This window comes from Streptomyces aurantiacus (assembly GCF_027107535.1).
Taxonomy (GTDB): Bacteria; Actinomycetota; Actinomycetes; order Streptomycetales; family Streptomycetaceae; genus Streptomyces.
Window position 1 is genome coordinate 3721756 of record NZ_CP114283.1, and the last position, 16866, is coordinate 3738621.

General features: G+C 71.8%; 17 protein-coding genes. 8 read left to right on the forward strand and 9 right to left on the reverse strand.

The features are described from left to right. The first annotated feature begins 166 nt into the window (after nucleotides 1-166). Complete coding sequence (locus O1Q96_RS18315) at nucleotides 167-1087, forward strand: NADP-dependent oxidoreductase (RefSeq protein WP_269249209.1); 921 nt, start codon at nucleotides 167-169, stop codon at nucleotides 1085-1087. Further along, nucleotides 1084-1803, forward strand: coding sequence for a GNAT family N-acetyltransferase (locus O1Q96_RS18320; RefSeq protein WP_269249210.1), 720 nt, complete (start codon nucleotides 1084-1086; stop codon nucleotides 1801-1803). Before O1Q96_RS18315 ends, O1Q96_RS18320 begins: the two co-directional genes overlap by 4 nt. Nucleotides 1804-1877: 74 nt before the next feature. Here the strand turns inward: O1Q96_RS18320 and O1Q96_RS18325 are convergent, their stop codons facing one another. Beyond that, nucleotides 1878-2333 carry a MarR family winged helix-turn-helix transcriptional regulator gene (locus O1Q96_RS18325; protein ID WP_269249211.1) on the reverse strand — a complete coding sequence of 152 codons (456 nt, stop codon included), beginning with the start codon at nucleotides 2331-2333 and terminating at the stop codon, nucleotides 1878-1880. Nucleotides 2334-2614: 281 nt separating this feature from the next. Here O1Q96_RS18325 and O1Q96_RS18330 point away from each other — a divergent pair, with 281 nt between their 5' ends. The 3 genes from O1Q96_RS18330 (at nucleotide 2615) to O1Q96_RS18340 (ending at nucleotide 6159) form a co-directional block, all read left to right on the forward strand. Beyond that, nucleotides 2615-3388 carry a putative protein N(5)-glutamine methyltransferase gene (locus tag O1Q96_RS18330; protein ID WP_269249212.1) on the forward strand — a complete coding sequence of 258 codons (774 nt, stop codon included), beginning with the start codon at nucleotides 2615-2617 and terminating at the stop codon, nucleotides 3386-3388. Nucleotides 3389-3557: 169 nt separating this feature from the next. Beyond that, nucleotides 3558-5573 carry an NADPH-dependent 2,4-dienoyl-CoA reductase gene (locus O1Q96_RS18335; protein ID WP_269249213.1) on the forward strand — a complete coding sequence of 672 codons (2016 nt, stop codon included), beginning with the start codon at nucleotides 3558-3560 and terminating at the stop codon, nucleotides 5571-5573. 31 nt (nucleotides 5574-5604) lie between these two features. Beyond that, nucleotides 5605-6159, forward strand: coding sequence for a PadR family transcriptional regulator (locus tag O1Q96_RS18340; RefSeq protein ID WP_269249214.1), 555 nt, complete (start codon nucleotides 5605-5607; stop codon nucleotides 6157-6159). 86 nt (nucleotides 6160-6245) lie between these two features. On the opposite strand, the gene O1Q96_RS18345 is transcribed toward O1Q96_RS18340, so the two are convergent. The 3 genes from O1Q96_RS18345 to O1Q96_RS18355 all read right to left on the reverse strand — a co-directional run bounded on the left by O1Q96_RS18345 (nucleotide 6246) and on the right by O1Q96_RS18355 (nucleotide 8921). Further along, nucleotides 6246-6785 (reverse strand): hypothetical protein, encoded by a 540-nt coding sequence (locus O1Q96_RS18345; RefSeq protein ID WP_269249215.1) that lies wholly within the window; start codon nucleotides 6783-6785, stop codon nucleotides 6246-6248. A gap of 203 nt (nucleotides 6786-6988) precedes the next feature. Further along, a complete protein-coding gene (locus tag O1Q96_RS18350; protein WP_269249216.1) occupies nucleotides 6989-7927 on the reverse strand; it encodes a LysR family transcriptional regulator in 939 nt (312 codons plus the stop codon). 10 nt (nucleotides 7928-7937) lie between these two features. Then, entirely contained in the window at nucleotides 7938-8921 is a 984-nt protein-coding gene (locus tag O1Q96_RS18355) for a fibronectin type III domain-containing protein (RefSeq protein WP_269249217.1), read from the reverse strand. Nucleotides 8922-9296: 375 nt separating this feature from the next. Here O1Q96_RS18355 and O1Q96_RS18360 point away from each other — a divergent pair, with 375 nt between their 5' ends. Next, nucleotides 9297-10232 (forward strand): glycoside hydrolase family 75 protein, encoded by a 936-nt coding sequence (locus tag O1Q96_RS18360; protein ID WP_269249218.1) that lies wholly within the window; start codon nucleotides 9297-9299, stop codon nucleotides 10230-10232. A gap of 30 nt (nucleotides 10233-10262) precedes the next feature. On the opposite strand, the gene O1Q96_RS18365 is transcribed toward O1Q96_RS18360, so the two are convergent. From O1Q96_RS18365 to O1Q96_RS18380, 4 genes are all read right to left on the reverse strand, one after another. Further along, nucleotides 10263-10712, reverse strand: coding sequence for a PTS sugar transporter subunit IIA domain-containing protein (locus tag O1Q96_RS18365; RefSeq protein WP_269249219.1), 450 nt, complete (start codon nucleotides 10710-10712; stop codon nucleotides 10263-10265). Then, nucleotides 10705-11304, reverse strand: coding sequence for a dihydroxyacetone kinase subunit DhaL (gene dhaL, locus O1Q96_RS18370; protein ID WP_269249220.1), 600 nt, complete (start codon nucleotides 11302-11304; stop codon nucleotides 10705-10707). The genes O1Q96_RS18365 and dhaL overlap by 8 nt, the downstream gene beginning before the upstream one ends. Nucleotides 11305-11382: 78 nt before the next feature. Then, nucleotides 11383-12375 carry a dihydroxyacetone kinase subunit DhaK gene (gene dhaK / locus O1Q96_RS18375; protein WP_269249221.1) on the reverse strand — a complete coding sequence of 331 codons (993 nt, stop codon included), beginning with the start codon at nucleotides 12373-12375 and terminating at the stop codon, nucleotides 11383-11385. A 125-nt stretch (nucleotides 12376-12500) separates the two neighbouring features. Further along, complete coding sequence (locus O1Q96_RS18380) at nucleotides 12501-13346, reverse strand: hypothetical protein (protein ID WP_269249222.1); 846 nt, start codon at nucleotides 13344-13346, stop codon at nucleotides 12501-12503. Between the two features lie 656 nt (nucleotides 13347-14002). On the opposite strand from O1Q96_RS18380, the gene O1Q96_RS18385 reads away from it, so the two are divergent. Together O1Q96_RS18385 and O1Q96_RS18390 are read left to right on the forward strand one after the other, a co-directional pair. Continuing rightward, nucleotides 14003-14383 (forward strand): hypothetical protein, encoded by a 381-nt coding sequence (locus O1Q96_RS18385; RefSeq protein ID WP_269249223.1) that lies wholly within the window; start codon nucleotides 14003-14005, stop codon nucleotides 14381-14383. 68 nt (nucleotides 14384-14451) lie between these two features. Beyond that, nucleotides 14452-15264, forward strand: a complete 813-nt coding sequence (locus O1Q96_RS18390; RefSeq protein ID WP_217457465.1) for a pectate lyase — start codon at nucleotides 14452-14454, stop codon at nucleotides 15262-15264. A 70-nt stretch (nucleotides 15265-15334) separates the two neighbouring features. Here the strand turns inward: O1Q96_RS18390 and O1Q96_RS18395 are convergent, their stop codons facing one another. After that, complete coding sequence (locus O1Q96_RS18395) at nucleotides 15335-16675, reverse strand: AbfB domain-containing protein (RefSeq protein WP_269253635.1); 1341 nt, start codon at nucleotides 16673-16675, stop codon at nucleotides 15335-15337. Nucleotides 16676-16866 lie beyond the last annotated feature (191 nt).

Below are 16866 nucleotides of genomic sequence, written 5' to 3' on the forward strand. Positions count from 1 at the left end.
TACGTCCTCCACGGTACCGGGCCCGGCCGGGAGCCCCGCCCCGGGAGCGTTGCGGCCGTATGAACACTCGGCGGTACCGGGAATAGCGGTGCGCGCGATCATCCTTGCTGCTGGAGAGTGCCACCGCACCCGTGCCCACATCGGCGTGAAGGAGAGTGACAGAGCGATGCCCAAGGCGTACGTCTTCACCCAGTACGGCGGTCCGGAGACCGAGTCCCTGGTCGAGCAGGACCGGCCGAGCCCCGGGCCCGGCCAGCTGCTGGTCGCGGTTCGGGCGGCGGGCGTCAATCCCGTCGACTGGAAGCAGCGCACCGGCTACCAGCGGCCCGGCCAGCAGCGGCGTGAGCTGCCCGCCGTCTTCGGCAACGAGGCCGCGGGCGTCGTCGAGGAGGTCGGGGAGGGCGTCACGGAGTTCACGGTCGGGGACGCGGTCTTCGGCAACCCCGTCGCCGGCGGATACGCCCAGTACGCGCTGTTCCCGGTGACGGTCACGGCCCACAAGCCCGCCTCGGTCTCGTTCACCGACGCCGCCGCCCTGCCCGTGGCGGCGGCCACCGCCTACGACGGGGTGCGTCAGCTGGCCCTGCCGGCCGGCGCGACCCTGCTGGTCACGGGCGCGGGTGGCGGTGTGGGCGTCGCGGTCGCCCAGATCGCCCGCGCCGACGGACTGAACGTCATCGGTGTGGCGAGCGCGGGCAAGAAGGACCTGGTCGAGTCGCTCGGCGCGGTGCACGTGCCGTCGGGCCGGGACTTCGCCGAGGACGTCAGGGCGGTGGCGCCGGACGGCGTGGACGCCGTGTACGACCTGGTCGGCGGTGAGGTCCTGGAAGCCGCGGCCGCGCTGGTGACGGACCGGACGAAGCTGATCACCGCGGGCGGCAAGGACATCGTGGTGGGCCTCGGCGGCTCACCCGTCGTACGGGCCCGCAGCGCCGCGGTGCTCGACGAGGTGGCCCGTCTCGTCGTCGACGGCAGGCTGGACCCCCTGGTGACGCGGACGTTCCCTCTCGAACAGGCCGCCGAGGCGCTGCGTACCGTCGAGGAGGGCCACGCCCGCGGCAAGGTCGTGATCGAGGTCGCCGCATGAGTGGCGTGTCCCACCCGCTGGACCATCCCGCACGGGCCTCGCTGACCGGCCCGCACGCCCACTTCGCGGAACGCCGTGGACGCGTGCTGCGCTACCCCGTCGACGTGTCGCCCTGGCTGGCCCTGCCCGACGACCCCGGCCCCGACGACTGGGCGGACGTCGCGGCGCTGGCGGGTCCCGGGCAGGAGATCGCGCTGCCCGGCTTCCGCGGCGAGATCCCGGCAGGCTGGGACGTGACGTTCCGGGTGGACGGCGTGCAGTTCGTGGACGGAGGCCTGGCCGCCGTGCCGGACCCGGAGGCCGTCCGGCTGGGCCCCGCCGACGTCCCGGAGATGCTCGCCCTCGTGGAACGCACGGCACCGGGCCCCTTCCTGCCGCGTACGGTCGAGCTCGGCACGTATCTCGGGATACGCCGGGAGGGCGCCCTGGTCGCCATGGCGGGGGAGCGGCTGCACCCGCCTGGGTGGACCGAGATCAGCGCGGTCTGCACCGACCCCGGCTTCCGTGGCGAGGGCCTGGCCACGCGGCTGACCCTGGCGGTCGCCCACGGCATACGCGCCCGGGGCGAGACCCCGTTCCTGCACACCGGGGCGGGCAACACCGGCGCCGTCCGGCTCTACGAGTCGCTGGGCTTCCGGCTGCGGCGCAGGACGAGGTTCCTGGCGGCGCGGGTGCCGGAGCGGCTGGAGGACGGCCGGGCGGTGGTGGCCGGCTGACGGCCCGGCGGTACGGGAGGACGGGAGGACGGGCTCTACCGGACCGTCCGTGGCGGAACGCGGGGCGAGACGCCTCAGTCGTTCGTGAGGGCGGTCACGGCCGGTCCGCCGCCCGACGCGTTGTACCGCCGCAGATATCCCGCGAACTGCCGCAGGTCGTCCTCGGGCCAGCCCGCGAGCCGCTCACGGAAGGCGACCCGGCGGCTCGCGGTCACCTGGGCGAGGATCTCCCTGCCGGCCGGTGTGAGGTGCAGTACCTGGACGCGCTGGTCCTGCGGGTCGGAGCGCCGCTCGACCAGTTCGGCCGCTTCGAGGGCCGACACCTGCCGGCTCACCGTGGACTTGTCGAGCGCGTAGTGCGCGGCCAGGTCGGTGGCGCGGCAGCCGCCGCTCTCCTCCAGATGGCCGAGAAGCGTGTACGAGACGAGGGACAGTTCGGGGTGCAGTCGTCCCGCCGAGGCCCGGGCGCGGCGGGCGAAGGCCGTCATCTCGTGGTGAATGGTTTCGATGGCCACGTCGGCTGCGGTCACGGGATCTTCCCTTCTCTTCTAGGTGTAGATTACAACCAGTAGTTGTATTAGGCAACTAGAGGAGCTTCGGGAGCGCGGTGGTGCCGTTCGGGGTCCACGCCCGGCCGAAGGTGGCGGCCGTGTAATGTTGCCGTCCGGCTGAGGACCGCCCCAGCCGTGGACGACCGAGGAGGTGAGTCCCATCACCGCTGTGTCAGCGCGGGTGCTCTCGCCTCAGGACCTCACCGGCATCAGGTGACCTGGAGGGCGCCCTTCGGCTTCCCGAAAGGCCCCCGGCTTCCATGCCACCTTCCCACGCACATGTCATCACCGCGCTCCGGTCCGCGGGCTGCGTCTTCGCCGAGGACGAGGCGCGACTGATCCTCTCCACGGCCCGCACCCCGGTCGAGCTCGCCACCATGGTGGACCGCCGCGTCGCGGGCCTGCCTCTCGAACACGTCCTGGGCTGGGCGGAGTTCAGCGGTCTGCGGATCGCGGTGGAGCCCGGCGTCTTCGTGCCCCGCAGACGTACCGAGTTCCTGGTCCGGCAGGCCCTCGTGCTCGCATCCGGGTCCCAGGTCGTCGTGGACCTGTGCTGCGGCTCGGGCGCGGTGGGCGCCGCGCTCGCCGCATACCTCCCCGGTACCGAACTGCACGCCGTCGACATCGACCCCGCCGCCGTGCGCTGCGCCCGCCGGAACGTCGGCGCGCGCGGCCGTGTCCACGAGGGCGACCTCTACGCACCGTTGCCGCCCGGCCTCCGCGGGCGGGTCGGCATCCTCGCCGCCAACGTGCCGTACGTCCCCACCGGGGAGGTGGAGTTCCTGCCGCCGGAAGCCCGGGACCACGAGCCCCTCGTCGCGCTCGACGGGGGAGGCGACGGGCTCGACGTCCTGCGCCGCGTGGCCGCCGAGGCGCCCCGGTGGCTGGCGCCCGGCGGCAGCCTGCTCGTCGAGACGAGCGAGCGGCAGGCGGACCGGGCCCTCGACGTCTTCGCCGATGCCGGTCTGGTCCCTCGCCTGGAGGTCTCCGACGAGTTGTGCGCGAACGTCGTCGTCGGCACGAGGGCTCCCTGAGGGGTGCGGTTCCGACGTCGCGGGCCGACCGGGTTCGGCCCGCGGCGTCGGGAGTGGCGCGGCGCTGAGTTCCTCGTCACACGGGCCCTCCATTCTTTTGCAACTAGTTGCATAAAGGGTCGGCGGTCGTCTAGAACAAGGACGACGACACCGCGTACGGAGGGGCCCGATGAGCCGATACCCGCACCTGCTGAACCCGCTCGACCTGGGCTTCACCACACTGCCGAACCGCGTGCTGATGGGCTCCATGCACGTCGGTCTGGAAGAGGCCGAGCGGGGCTTCGAGCGCATGGCGGAGTTCTACGCGGCCCGGGCGCGCGGCGGAGTCGGCCTCATCGTGACCGGCGGCATCGCCCCCAACGAGGCGGGACGGCCGGGAGAGGGCGGCGCCAAGCTGACCACCGAGGCGGAGGCCGAGCAGCACGCCGGGATCACCGCCGCGGTGCACCGCGAGGGCGGACGGATCGCGATGCAGATCCTCCACTTCGGCCGCTACGCCTACCACCCGGACCTGGTCGCGCCGAGCGCGATCCAGGCGCCGATCAGCCTCTACCAGCCGCACGCCCTCACGGACGACGAGGTCGAGCAGACCATCGACGACTACGCCCGGGCCGCCCGCCTCGCCAGGCGCGCGGGCTACGACGGGGTGGAGATCATGGGCTCCGAGGGCTATCTGATCAACGAGTTCATCGCCGCGCGCACGAACAAGCGCGACGACCGGTGGGGCGGCTCGTACGAGAACCGCATGCGGTTCCCCGTCGAGATCGTCCGCCGGGTGCGCGAGGCGGTCGGCGAGGACTTCATCATCATCTACCGGCTGTCGATGCTGGACCTGGTCCCGGGCGGCTCCTCGCTCGACGAGGTGATCACCCTGGCCCGGGCCGTCGAGGCCGCCGGGGCGACCATCATCAACACCGGCATCGGCTGGCACGAGGCGCGGATCCCGACCATCGCCACCTCGGTGCCGCGCGGGGCGTACGCGTGGGTGACCAAGAAGGTCATGGGCTCCGTGTCGGTCCCGCTCGTGACGACGAACCGCATCAACACCCCCGAGCTGGCGGAGCAGTTGCTCGCCGAGGGGTGCGCCGACATGGTGTCGATGGCCCGGCCGATGCTCGCCGACCCCGACTTCGTCAACAAGGCGCGGGCCGGGCGGCCCGAGGCCATCAACACCTGCATCGGCTGCAACCAGGCCTGCCTCGACCACACGTTCAGCGGCAGGATCACGTCGTGCCTGGTGAACCCGCGCGCCTGCCACGAGACGGAGCTCGTCCTCGCCCCGACCCGCCGGCGCAAGAGGGTCGCCGTGGTCGGCGCGGGCCCGGCCGGCCTCGCCTGTGCGGTCAGTGCCGCCGAGCGCGGCCACGACGTCACCCTGTACGACGCGGCGCGGGAGATCGGCGGCCAGCTCAACGTGGCCCGCCAGGTCCCCGGCAAGCAGGAGTTCGACGAGACGATCCGCTACTTCCGCACGCAGCTCGAACTGCACGGCGTGGACGTCCGGTTGAACACCCGGGTCACCGCCGAGGACGTGTCCGCCTACGAAGAGGTCGTCGTCGCCACGGGGGTCAGCCCGCGTACTCCGGAGATCCCCGGCGTGGACCATCCCAGCGTCGTCGGCTATCTCGACGTGCTGCGTGACGGCGCACCCGTCGGGGACCGGGTCGCGATCCTCGGCGCGGGCGGCATCGGCTTCGATGTCGCCGAATACCTGACCGACAGTGGCGACAAGGCGAGCGAGGACCCGGCGACGTACTTCCGGCACTGGGGCGTCGACATGGACTACCGGGCGCCCGGCGGCCTCGGCGCCCCCGAGCGGCCGGCGCCGCCGCGCAGCGTCCATCTCCTGCAGCGCAAGGAGTCCAAGGTCGGCGCCGGGCTGGGCAAGACCACCGGCTGGATCCACCGCACCGAACTCAAGCACCGGGGCGTCACCATGGTCCCGGGGGTGCGGTACGACCGCATCGACGACGCCGGGCTGCACGTCACCGTCGACGGACAGAGCTCCGTCCTCCCCGTCGACACCATCGTGCTCTGCACGGGCCAGGAGCCCCGCCGTGACCTGTACGACGCCCTGCGCGCCGCGGGACACAGCGTGCACCTCATCGGCGGCGCCGACGTGGCGGCCGAACTGGACGCCAAGCGGGCCATCAAGCAGGGCACAGAGCTGGCAGCGGCGCTGTGACCGGCCTCGGCCCCGTCCCTAGGATGACTCCATGTCACTCCCGCACGCCATCCTCACCGCCCTGCTGGAGAAGCCGTCGTCGGGGCTGGAGCTGACCCGTCGCTTCGACAAGTCGATCGGCTACTTCTGGTCGGCGACGCATCAGCAGATCTATCGCGAGCTGGGAAAACTGGAGGCGGAGGGCTCCATCAGGGCCCTCGCGTCGCAGCAGCCGGCCCGCGGGCAGAAGAAGCGGTACGAGGTCCTGCCCGCGGGCCGCGCAGAACTGGCCCGCTGGACCGCCGCGTCCCAGGACCCCAAGCCCCTGCGCGACACACTGCTGCTGCGGCTGAGGGCGGCGGCGGTGGTCGGCACCGCGGGGATCGAGGCGGATCTGCGCCGCCATCTCGATCTGCACCGACGGCAGTTGGCGGAGTACGAGGAGATCCAGGCGCGGGACTTCCCGCCGGGCAAGGACGCTCTCCCGGACCGGCTCCAGCACCTCGTGCTGCGTGCCGGGATCGACCTGGAGACCTTCTGGACGGGCTGGCTGACGACCGCGCTGGAGGAGTTCGAGCGGCTGCCGGCCGAGGGCTCCGCGTCCTGATCAGCACCGTACGACGGCTCAGAGCCCGTGGTGTTCGGCGGTGGTCCGGCGTCCGGCCTCGGCCGGGGGCTGGACCACCGCCGCGTTCACAGCCGGTGCGGCTTGGCGCGCCGGCGCAGCACCCAGACCGTGGCTCCGGCACCGGCCGCCACCAGGACCCCGCCCACCGTGTAGGTGATGGCTCCGTAGTCCTTCGTGGTGCTGCCCATGCCGCCCATCACCCCACGCGACGGTGACGCCGTCGCGGAGATCGTGGGTGTCGTGACCGGCGAGACGGTGACGGACTGGGTGCCCGCCGTCGAACCGTCGGCACACACGACGATCACGGTGTAGGTGCCCGAGCTGACGTTCGACCAGGCAGCCGACTGACTGCTGCTGGTCCCCGACAGGGCGGCCTGGCGGCCCTGCGCGAAGTTCGCCTGGCCGCTGGAGAGCAGTGAGGCGTTCCCCATCGATCCATTGGACCTGGTGACGCACGAGGTGGTCGTCACCTGCACTGTCGTGCCACTGGTGGTCACGTTGATGGCCGTTGGCAGCGCGGAGGCCACGCCGGCGGTCAGGGCCAGTGGCAGCGCGGCGGCCGCCACGGTCAGGCCGGAGCGGACGAATGTCTGAGTGATACGCATAGGACTGCCCTCCGGCGGCACGGTGGCGGTACATCCCATGAGCCGCCGAGGGTGGGGAACGCCCGTGCTGCCTTCGGCCCGAGCCAACGCGACGGCCACGGGTTCCGCACGCGGGCCGGGACCGTGCAGGTGAATGATTCCTTCGTCCGGCCGACCTCCGCAGGGGCGTCACCCGAAGATGCCCGCGGTTCTCCGCCGGGCGCTCACCAGGTGCGGCCGACCGCCAGCAGGCGCTCCCGCACGAGCGCGACATGGGGGTTGTCCGACCCGCCCGGGCGTTGCGCCAGATACGCGGTGTTGATCGGCGGGTCCTCGGGGGTCAGCAGCGGGACCAGTGCGCCGGAGGCCAGCTCGGCGAGGCACAGATACCGGGGGAGGACGGAGATCCCGGCGCCCGCGGCCACCGCCGCGAGGACACCCCGCAGATCCGGCACCGTGATCGCGGCCGGACCGCTCAGCCGTACGCCGAAGACGTGCCGCCAGTAGCGCCGGGCGATGGGTAGGTCCTCCGCGTACGAGATCAGCGGCGCTCCGTGCAGCGCGGCGGGCCCGTCCGCGGCCACCCGGTCCGGCCCGATCCGCTCGGCCCACGCAGGCGCGGCGACGAGAACGAACTCCTCGTCCGCCAGCGGGACCGCGCTCAGGGTCCGGCCGCGCGGCCGTGACGTGGCGATCACCAGGTCGAAGCGGCCGCCGCGCAGCCCTTCCAGCAGGTCGTCCGTCAGCCCGGTGGCCACCCGCAGCCGGACGCCCTGCGAGGTGAGCGGGGCCAGGGCGGGCAGCGCCCGGGTGCACAGCAGTTCCGCCGGACCCGCCACATGGACCGGCTCGGGCACCGGGCCGGCCCCGAAACCGCCGCGGTCCGTGACCGTCGCGAGCACGTCCAGCGGGGCCGCGACCCGCGCGGCCAGTTCGTCCGCGACCGAGGTCGACACCACACCGCGGGGCCGCCGCTCGAACAGCTCCCGCCCCAGCCGGTCCTCCAGGGACCGGATCTGCGTCGTCACCGTCGGCTGCGACAGCCCCAGCAGACGGGCCGCCGCCGTGAACGAGCCCGCCCGGTACACGGCAAGGAAGGTCCGCAGCAGCGAGAGATCGAGCGGCGCGGCCGGCACGGTGCCATCGGGCTCCCTATGGGGCATGGAGGCAATCCTAGGCTCCGCCTATGGTCGTCACCGTCCGCTCCGCCGAGAAGGCGCCCCAGGTCCCGTCCGGCAGCTTCGCCCGGATCCGCACCCGCTGGGTGACGCCGGCCTTCCTTCCCACGTAGAAGCTGTACGTGGCCCTGCCGCGGGGCGGTGTCCCGCCCCAGACGAGCGAGGTGACCGGCTGCCGGTCGAGCTGGATCTGGTACTCCGTGATCACCCCGTCCACGTGGGGCGCGGTCCACGACAGGTCGAGGTAGTGCGCCCCGTCCGTGCGGTGGGTCGTGGCGCGGAACGCGGTGGGTGCCAGCCCCGTGCCGCCGGCCGCGTCGTTTCCGCCGGAAGCCGCCGCGGTGGTGACCGGTACGGTCTCGCTCGCGGGCGAGACGTTGTCCGCGGCGTCGCGCGCCCGGACCGTGAAGGAGTAGCGCGTACCAGGCCGCAGCCCGGTCACCAAGGTCGCCGTCTGCGCACCGCCGACACTGTGGATCTTCGTGTCGCCCTGGTAGACGTCGTACGAGGCCACGCCCCCGTCGTCGGCGGACCGGGTCCAGGACAGCTGAGCCGCCCGGCTTCCGGCCGCCTTGCCGCGGAGATTCTCCGGTCGGCCGGGTGCCCGCTCGTCGGCGGCGGTCACGGCGGGTGTGGTGGCCCGTACCCGCTCGCTCGCCCGCCCGAGCCTTCCGTCGGCGTCCTGCGCCCGTACGGAGAAGACGTACACGGTCGACGGCTTGAGCCTGGTGACGTCGACCATGTGCTGCGAACCAGGTACTTCCTTCACTTTGGTGGCGCCGCGGTACACCTCATAGCGGTCGACCTCGGAATCTCCGGAGGCCCGGTTCCACATGACGTGCACGCTGGTCGCACTGCCCGCCGCCGCGGTGACACCGTCGGGAGCCGCCGGTGGCCGTCCGCTCACACCCGTGCTCTGCCCGCCCCAGCCGCAGGACACCAGTGTGAGCAGCGCGCCGCCGACAACGGCGGTTCGCATGCATACGCGTCGCACAGCCCTGCCCTCCCTCGACGGGATTGGTCCGGACCAATATGACGCCGCTGGTGCGGTCGCATCAAGGGGGCCGCCGTTCGCGATGTCGACCGCGCATTACGTATGCTGATCCTCCTGGCAGCCGAACTCGCCCTCGCTATAGGGGAGTTCATGCCGTCGGCGCGGAACGCTGTCGTCGCTGATCCCGTGCCGGCGAGGGTGGCCGGGTGGTCGGAGCCGATGACGCTCCGGCCGCCCGGCCGTAGACGGACCGTCATCGGGCGTGCACCGTACGGCCCCCCAGCGGTGGACGCATGGCCGGACCCCCACCAGATTGGGCTGAGTGTCCGTCAGTGCCCGCCCCAGGAGAGGTCTCTCATCGTGCGTGTCCGGTCGCTGACGCTGGCCGTGGCCGGCGTCGCCCTGCTCGCCCCCATCGTTCCCGCGGCCGCCCCGCTGCCCGAGGCCGTGCGCGAGCGCGCCGGGCACACTCCGGCTGAGGAGAACGCCCGTGGTGAGGCAAGCGCGCGGAATCCGGCGGGCGTTCGGGACAGAGGGAACCCGCCGGGCGAGGAGACCGTCCGAGGCCCGGGAAGCGCTCCGGGGCAGAGCCTCCCGGGCGCGGGGAACACCCTGGCCGCGGGGAAAACCACGGCCGCGGGGAAAACCACGGCCGCGGGGAAAACCACGGCCGCGGGGAAAACCCCTGGTGCGGGGGGCGCCCCGGGTACAGGGCACGTCCGGGCCGAGGAACTCCTGGCCGCGGTACGCGACTGCGCGCCCGTCTCACGGGGCCGCTTCCGCAGCGACGACGGGGCACCCGCGGACATCCCGGTCTGCGGCAAGCGGGGCGCCGTCTTCTGGAAGGCCGACATGGACATCGACTGCGACGGCCGGCCGGGCCGGCACTGCAACAGGCGCACCGACCCCCTCTTCTCCGGCGCCACCGCCTACCAGCAGTCCGACGGGCGCCAGCTGAGCGCCGAGCGGCTGCCGTACGTCGTCGTGCCCGCACCGAGTCGCCGGTGGAACCACCGCGCCCACGGCGTCCGGCGCGGCACGGTCGCCGCCGTCGTCCACGGCGACCGCGTCCGGTACGCGGTCGTGGGCGACGTCGGCCCCGACGACATCATCGGCGAGGCGTCGTACGCCACGGCGCGGGGTCTGGGCATCCGCCCCGATCCGCAGGGCGGCGGAGTGGCCTCCGGGGTCACATACATCCTGTTCAAGGGCTCCGGCGCCTCGCCCATCGAGAGCCGCCGGGCGGCCGCCGCCCAGGGGGAGCGGCTCGCCCGGCAGTTCGTCCGCCGGAACTGAGGCCCGGGCGGCCCGGGCCGCCCGCCCGCGTCACACCTTCCGGTACGTGTACGCCTCCGCCGCGGCCGCTTCCACCGCCGCCAGGTCCGCTCCCGCGGAGGCCGTGACGACCGCCGCGACCGCGCCCTCGACGAACGGCGCGTCCACCAGACGGGTGTCCGCGGGGAGTTCGTCGCCCTCGGCCAGCAGGGCCTTCACGGTGAGGACCGCGCTGCCGAGGTCGGTGAGCACCGCGACCCCGGCGCCGCGGTCCACCGAGGCCGCCGCGGCGGAGATCAGCTCGGAGCTGGTGCCGAGGCCGCCGTCCCCGTCACCGCCCGCCGGCGCCACCGGAGCGATCGGACCGCCACCCGCGAGCCCGGTCGCCAGCTCGGCGACCGAGGCGGCCACCGCTGCGCTGTGCGACACGAGAACGACACCCACGAGCTTCTCGCCGCCCTGCTCCGCCGCCTTTGGCGTGCCACCCACGACGTCACTCACCGGCCGCCTCCGCCAGTGCCGCGATCAGGAGGGCCGAGGAGGTGGCACCCGGATCCTGGTGCCCGATGCTGCGCTCGCCCAGGTAGCTCGCCCGTCCCTTGCGTGCCTGCAACGGAGTGGTCGCGAGAGCGCCCTCCTGCGCGGCGGCCCGCGAGGCGGCGAAGGACTCACTGAGGGCGTCGACCGCCGGCACGAGCGCGTCGACCATCGTCTTGTCACCGGGCGCCGCGCCGCCGAGCTGCATCACCGCATCCACGCCGGCGCGCAGCGCGTCCGCGAGGTCCTGCGCGCCGACCTCGGCCGCGTCGCCGAGCGCCTTGCCCGTGCGGCGCAGCAGGGTTCCGTACAACGGTCCCGAGGCACCGCCCACCGTCGAGATCAACTGGCGTCCGGCGAGCGTCAGTACGGCGCCGGGTGTGCCCGGCGCCTCCTTCTCCAGCGTGGCCGCCACGGCCCGGAACCCGCGCTGCAGATTGCTGCCGTGGTCGGCGTCGCCGATCGGTGAGTCGAGGTCGGTGAGCCGTTCCGCCTCGCGTTCCACGGACGCGGCGGTCGCCGTCATCCAACGGCGGAAGAAGTCGGCGTCGAGCACTGAATCTCCTTGCGTGGTAAGGGTGTTGACCAGTCGCTCTGACGGGACCGGTCGGGCGGGACAGGAGGAGGCCGGGCCCTACATGCCCCAGCGCAGACCTGCCGTACGCACCGGCGCGTCCCACAGCCGCAGCAGGTCCTCGTCGATCTGACACAGGGTCACCGAGGCCCCGGCCATGTCGAGCGAGGTGACGTAGTTGCCGACGAGGGTGCGTGCCACCGGGACCCCGCGGCCGGTCAGGACCCGCTGTACCTCCGCGTTGAAGCCGTACAGCTCCAACAGGGGAGTGGCGCCCATGCCGTTCACCAGGACCAGGACGGGGTTGCGCGGATTCAGGTCCTCCAGGATCGCGTTCACCGAGAAGTCGGCGATCTCCCGCGAGGTCATCATCGCCCGCCGTTCCCGGCCCGGCTCACCGTGGATCCCCACACCCAACTCCAGCTCCCCGGCGGGCAGATCGAAGGTAGGGCTGCCCTTGGCGGGTGTGGTGCAGGCGCTGAGGGCGACACCGAAACTGCGCGAGTTCTCGTTGACCTGGCGGGCCAGCGCCTCGACCCGCTCCAACGGCAGGCCCTCCTCGGCGGCGGCGCCCGCGATCTTCTCCACGAACAGTGTGGCGCCGGTGCCGCGCCGGCCGGCCGTGTAGAGGCTGTCCGTGACGGCCACGTCGTCGTCGACGAGGATCTTGGCGATCTGGATGCCCTCGTCCTCGGCGAGTTCCGCCGCCATGTCGAAGTTGAGGACGTCACCGGTGTAGTTCTTCACGATGAACAGCACCCCGGCGCCGCTGTCCACGGCGGCCGCGGCCCGCACCATCTGGTCCGGCACCGGGCTCGTGAACACCTCTCCGGGACAGGCCGCCGACAGCATTCCGGGACCCACGAACCCGCCGTGCAGCGGCTCGTGCCCCGAACCACCGCCCGACACGAGCCCCACCTTTCCGGCCACCGGGGCGTCCCGCCGTACGATCACCCGGTTCTCGACATCCACGGTCAGCTCAGGATGCGCGGCGGCCATGCCCCGCAGTGCGTCCGCGACAACCGTCTCCGCGACGTTGATGAGCATCTTCATGGGTACCTCCTGGTGAGACTGGCAGCCTGCTCTGGGCAGTATCAGTCCTGTGACGCCGAATGGTCACGTGTACCGACGTCCCGGACGCGCGGGTCGCACCTTTGCTGCCGTGCGGTGGCGGGAGATCACGGCCGGCCGAGCAGGCGGTGCAGCGACGCCGTCAGACTCGCCACGAAGGCGTCACGGGTCCCGTCGTCGAGGAGGTCCAGGGACAGATAGGGGTTGAGGTCCTCCAGCTCGACCAGCAGCAGCCCGCCGTCCGGGGCACGGCAGGCGTCGACTCGCTGGATGCCGTGGTCGATGTCGTTCCAGTCGATGAAACGTCCGGCGAAGTCCAGGTCGGCAGCCGTGGGTTCGTAGCGTTCGAGGGCCCAGCGCCGGTCGGGGCGGGGTGCGTACAGGGCGTACTGGAAGCTGTGGTCGACGTAGTAGAACGACACCTCGTACCGGAAGTCGATCCGCGGCTGGACGAGCATGCCGGGGCCGGCGTCGTACTGCTGGGTTCTCAACCGCTCACGGGGGACGAACTCCAGGCCTGTCGAGTCCGCGCCGAATGTCGGTTTCACGACGTACTCGGCCGCGTCCGGGAGCAGCCCGAGGTCCTCCGGCCGGTCGACGGTCGGGATCACGGGAAAGCCTTGCGCGGTCAGGTCGAGAAGGTACTGCTTTCCGGCCTGGTCCCCCTTGCCCGTCAGCTGGGTGCAGACCCGGGCGCCCCGCCGGAGCGCCCGGTCGCGGAAGTCGTCGTACGCGGCCTGGTACCGCAGGACGGGTCCGCTGTTGCGGACCACGATCGCGTCGACGGCCAAGGCGTCCATCAACGCGGTGGCGTCGAGCGGATGGCACAGCGCGATGTCGAAGTCCGCGCGGAGCCGGGAGGTCAGGAAGATGTCCTCGTCGCAGTACCGGCGTCCCTTGGCCTGATAGGCCAGGTCGGTCACGAACAGCAGCCTGGGCCGGACGGACGCCATGGGCACTCCCGAAGATCGGTTTCCGGCCTCCATTACAACCCGGGCCGGTATCGGTACGCCCCACGGCCCGGGTACGGCCTGACAGGCCGACGGAACCTCGACGCCCGGGCCCGGTGCCGGGGGCGCCTCCCGCCCCGGGAAGCCGGCGGCGGGCCGCGGCCGCGCGGCTCGCCCTCGCAGGGCTTCGGTCAGCTCCGTGAACCGTCGGCCGCGTGACCGACTCCAGGCCGGAGGATCCGCGCGGCCCGGCGGGTCGAGGAGTTGCCGCGCGGCTGTTCGCGGGATCCGGGCGGCGGGTCCCCGCGGGCCCTGGAGATGACCATGCCGCTGAGGTGCCGGTCCGTGCCGGATGAGGGAGCCGACACGGACGTGTTCTGCGCGAAGCGTTGACTAGAAAGCGCTTGCCCCTTACGTTCCCGTTCAGCAGCGTGACCCGGCGTCGGCGTCTCGTATATGAGATGCCAGATGCCGGAGGCGGTATGGCCTGGGAACGTGCACTTCTCAGGATGCCGTCAGGAGCCGCACGGAGAGGCGCCACACTCGCAGGGCGATCCAAATGACGTACGTAGTTCACGTATCTGAAGAATGGAACGCTCTCGAAGGGACGCACCCGCATGCGTACTCGCCCCCCAGGTACACACCCCAGGAGACTGGTCGTGTCCACGGTCGTGGCATCCGCCCGCGCGATCCCCACCGCCGTGGCCCTGTCGCGGTCCGCGGGCGCCGCCGAAGCCTCCCCCATCGGTTTCGGCGGCGGCGCCACGGGCGGTGGCGGCGCGAATGTGGTGACGGTGTCCACGCTCGCCGCGTTCGAGGCGGCGGTCACCGGCGTCACGGTCGAAGCGGTCGGGGCCAGTGGTCCGGTCCCGCTCACCGGGCGGGCCGGCAGTGGCTCCAACGCCACGGTCCTGGGCGTCGGTTCGTCCTCGGGATGCACCGGCGGCGGGCTCTGTGCCAAGTGCTGCGGCCACTCCTTCGAACCGGCATCGCCGGTCGTCGGCTCGGTGGCGTCCGGAGCGGGCGCCGGAAAGCTCTGACCCCCACCAGTGGCCGCCGGTACTGCCGGGAGCCGCTGAACCCCCACCAGGAGAGAAGGAAACGGGACATGACTTCTCAGGCACAGCCGCGGACGCGGCAACGTCTGCGCAATCCCGCGCGGCAGACACTGACCGGCGGCCTCGGCGCCCTCGGTCTCACAGTTGGCATGATCATGACGGGTCTTACGCTTCCTGCGGCGAATGCCGCCACCTGGCCGACACCCTCCAGCAGTCAGGGCGTCTCCGCCACCATCGACGTGTCCGGCACCAAGGACTACGGGATGAAGCGCTTCTACGGCACCGGAGATCTGGCCGGTGACGGCCAGGAGGAGGGCCAGGACCCGATCCTGAAGCTCGCCGACGGAGCGGTGCTGAAGAACGTCATCATCGGGGCTCCGGGCGCCGACGGCATCCACTGCTCGGGCAGCTGCACCCTGCAGAACGTCTGGTGGGAGGACGTCGGCGAGGACGCCGCCACCTTCAAGGGCGGCAACGGCGCCACCTACACCGTGAGTGGCGGAGGCGCGAAGAAGGCCGCGGACAAGGTCTTCCAGCACAACGGCGGTGGCACACTGAACATCTCGAACTTCGCGGTACAGGAGTTCAAGACGCTCTACCGCTCCTGCGGGGACTGCTCCACCTCGTACACGCGGAAGGTGAACCTCAACACCATCGACGTGACCGGGACCGGCTCCACGGCGAGGATCGTCGGCATCAACGTCAACCGCAACGACGTGGCGACGCTGCGCAACATCACGATCCGCAGCGACGCGAGCCGCAAGGTCGTTCCCTGCCAGAAGTACAACAACAACACGGCGGTGGGTACCGGACCCGACAGCACCAACTGCAAGTACGCCACCTCGGACATCACCTACAGGTGAGCCGTGGCCCCGGCGGCCGGACGAACTCCCTCCTTGCTCGGGGTTCGCCCGGCCGCCGGGCGCCTGCGTGTCAGGCCCAGGCGGTGGCGACGACGAACGAACTGTCCTGGCGGAAGAGGTCGGTGGCGTCCGCACGGTCCACGCGGAGCTGGTAGTTGTAGTGGCGCAGGTAGTGGCCGGGGTAGTTGTACGACTCCAGGCGCACGGACCCGGACGAACTGCCCGTCCGGGCGATGAAGGTGGCGTCCCTGGCGAACGTGGACGAGCCGTTGTTCGCGTCGAAACGGCCCCGGAAGTCCCAGTGGCGCAGGTAGTTGCCGGCCGCGTTGCGGAACGAGTAGCCGTTCCCGTCGGCGAGGCCCGGCACGATGGTGAACGTGGACGCCTGCTTCTCCGCGGTCGTGCTGGAGGCGGTCACCACGGGAAGGTTGAGCAGGGCGGACTGGTCCTGCCAGTAGCGGGTGGTGAAGTTGCCCGACCGGAGCGAGCGCGTGACCCCGGTCGGCAGGGAGACCCCGCCGGAGACCGTCTCCTTGATCACGGTGAAGTGGCGCGCGGTGCCGGAGATGCCCGGCAGCGCCCGCGGAGCGCTCCAGGTGGCGAAGGAGTCGTAGCTGTCGCTGTAGTAGTAGCTGCCGTCGCCGTAGCCGTCGAAGAAGATCCGCCATGCGCCGTTGTCGAGCTGTATGAGCGCGGCGCCCTCGCGTGTGCTGCCCCAGCCGGCCCAGTTGCCCGTCCTGCTGATGGTGTACGGGCCGGCGAGCGAGGTGGCCGTGGCGTACTCGATGTACTTCGAGGTCTCGTTCTTCGTGAAGGCGTGGTAGGTCGAGCCGGTCTTCACCACGAACGTGTCGATGTGGTTGGCGCCGATGCCGGACATCGCGACCGGGGAAGTCCACGCGGTGAGCGCCGAGTTGGTGGCCCGCAGTCGGTACGGTGTGAAGATCCACTCGTCGTTGGTGGTCGAGCAGGACACGAGGATGTTCACGCTGCCGTCGCTGTCGACGAACCACTCCGGCGCCCAGGCGCGCGACAGGTTCGCGATGGGGACCGTGTAGTCGTACAGGAACGTCCAGTTGGTGCGGTCCGAGCTGCGGGCGAAGCCGATGGTGGTGCTGGTGTCCTGCCAGGTGTGCGTGGTGTAGGTGATGTAGTAGTAGCCATCGGTGTGCTTGAAGATGCTGGCGTCGCGGATCCGGTTGGCGGGCGGCGTGTACGCGGACGCCCTGGCGAGGCGGAAGTCCGTCGCGTCGTCCGACTGGTAGACGTTCACGGTGCCGTCGTTGCTGTTGAGGAACGGCACGATGGTGTAGCGGGTGGCCGAGCCGCTGGGCGGCGCGGCCGCCGAGGCGGTACCGAGCAGGCCCGGCACCCCGCCCATGACGAGGGCCGAGGCCGGCAGCGCGGCCATCGCCCGCAGCAGACTCCGGCGCGAGGGCGCGAAGGTCCGGTACGCGCCGGTCGCGTCCGAGGCGGCAGCGGGTCCGGCGGATCTGTCTGGCGTCATCATGTGCGGCTCTCCTTGCTGGTGCTTCCTGCGTTCCTGCGTTCCTGCGTTCCTGCGTTCGTGCCGTCGTGCCGTTCGTGTCGTGCTGGTGGCGC

Coding starts and splice junctions, on each gene's coding strand:
- O1Q96_RS18315 (WP_269249209.1), top strand. CDS start 167: ATGCCCAAGGCGTACGTCTTCACCCAGTACGGCGGTCCGGAGACCGAG.
- O1Q96_RS18320 (WP_269249210.1), top strand. CDS start 1,084: ATGAGTGGCGTGTCCCACCCGCTGGACCATCCCGCACGGGCCTCGCTG.
- O1Q96_RS18330 (WP_269249212.1), top strand. CDS start 2,615: ATGCCACCTTCCCACGCACATGTCATCACCGCGCTCCGGTCCGCGGGC.
- O1Q96_RS18335 (WP_269249213.1), top strand. CDS start 3,558: ATGAGCCGATACCCGCACCTGCTGAACCCGCTCGACCTGGGCTTCACC.
- O1Q96_RS18340 (WP_269249214.1), top strand. CDS start 5,605: ATGTCACTCCCGCACGCCATCCTCACCGCCCTGCTGGAGAAGCCGTCG.
- O1Q96_RS18345 (WP_269249215.1), bottom strand. CDS start 6,785: ATGCGTATCACTCAGACATTCGTCCGCTCCGGCCTGACCGTGGCGGCC.
- O1Q96_RS18350 (WP_269249216.1), bottom strand. CDS start 7,927: ATGCCCCATAGGGAGCCCGATGGCACCGTGCCGGCCGCGCCGCTCGAT.
- O1Q96_RS18355 (WP_269249217.1), bottom strand. CDS start 8,921: ATGCGAACCGCCGTTGTCGGCGGCGCGCTGCTCACACTGGTGTCCTGC.
- dhaK (WP_269249221.1), bottom strand. CDS start 12,375: ATGAAGATGCTCATCAACGTCGCGGAGACGGTTGTCGCGGACGCACTG.
- O1Q96_RS18380 (WP_269249222.1), bottom strand. CDS start 13,346: ATGGCGTCCGTCCGGCCCAGGCTGCTGTTCGTGACCGACCTGGCCTAT.
- O1Q96_RS18390 (WP_217457465.1), top strand. CDS start 14,452: ATGACTTCTCAGGCACAGCCGCGGACGCGGCAACGTCTGCGCAATCCC.
- O1Q96_RS18395 (WP_269253635.1), bottom strand. CDS start 16,675: ATGGCCGCGCTGCCGGCCTCGGCCCTCGTCATGGGCGGGGTGCCGGGC.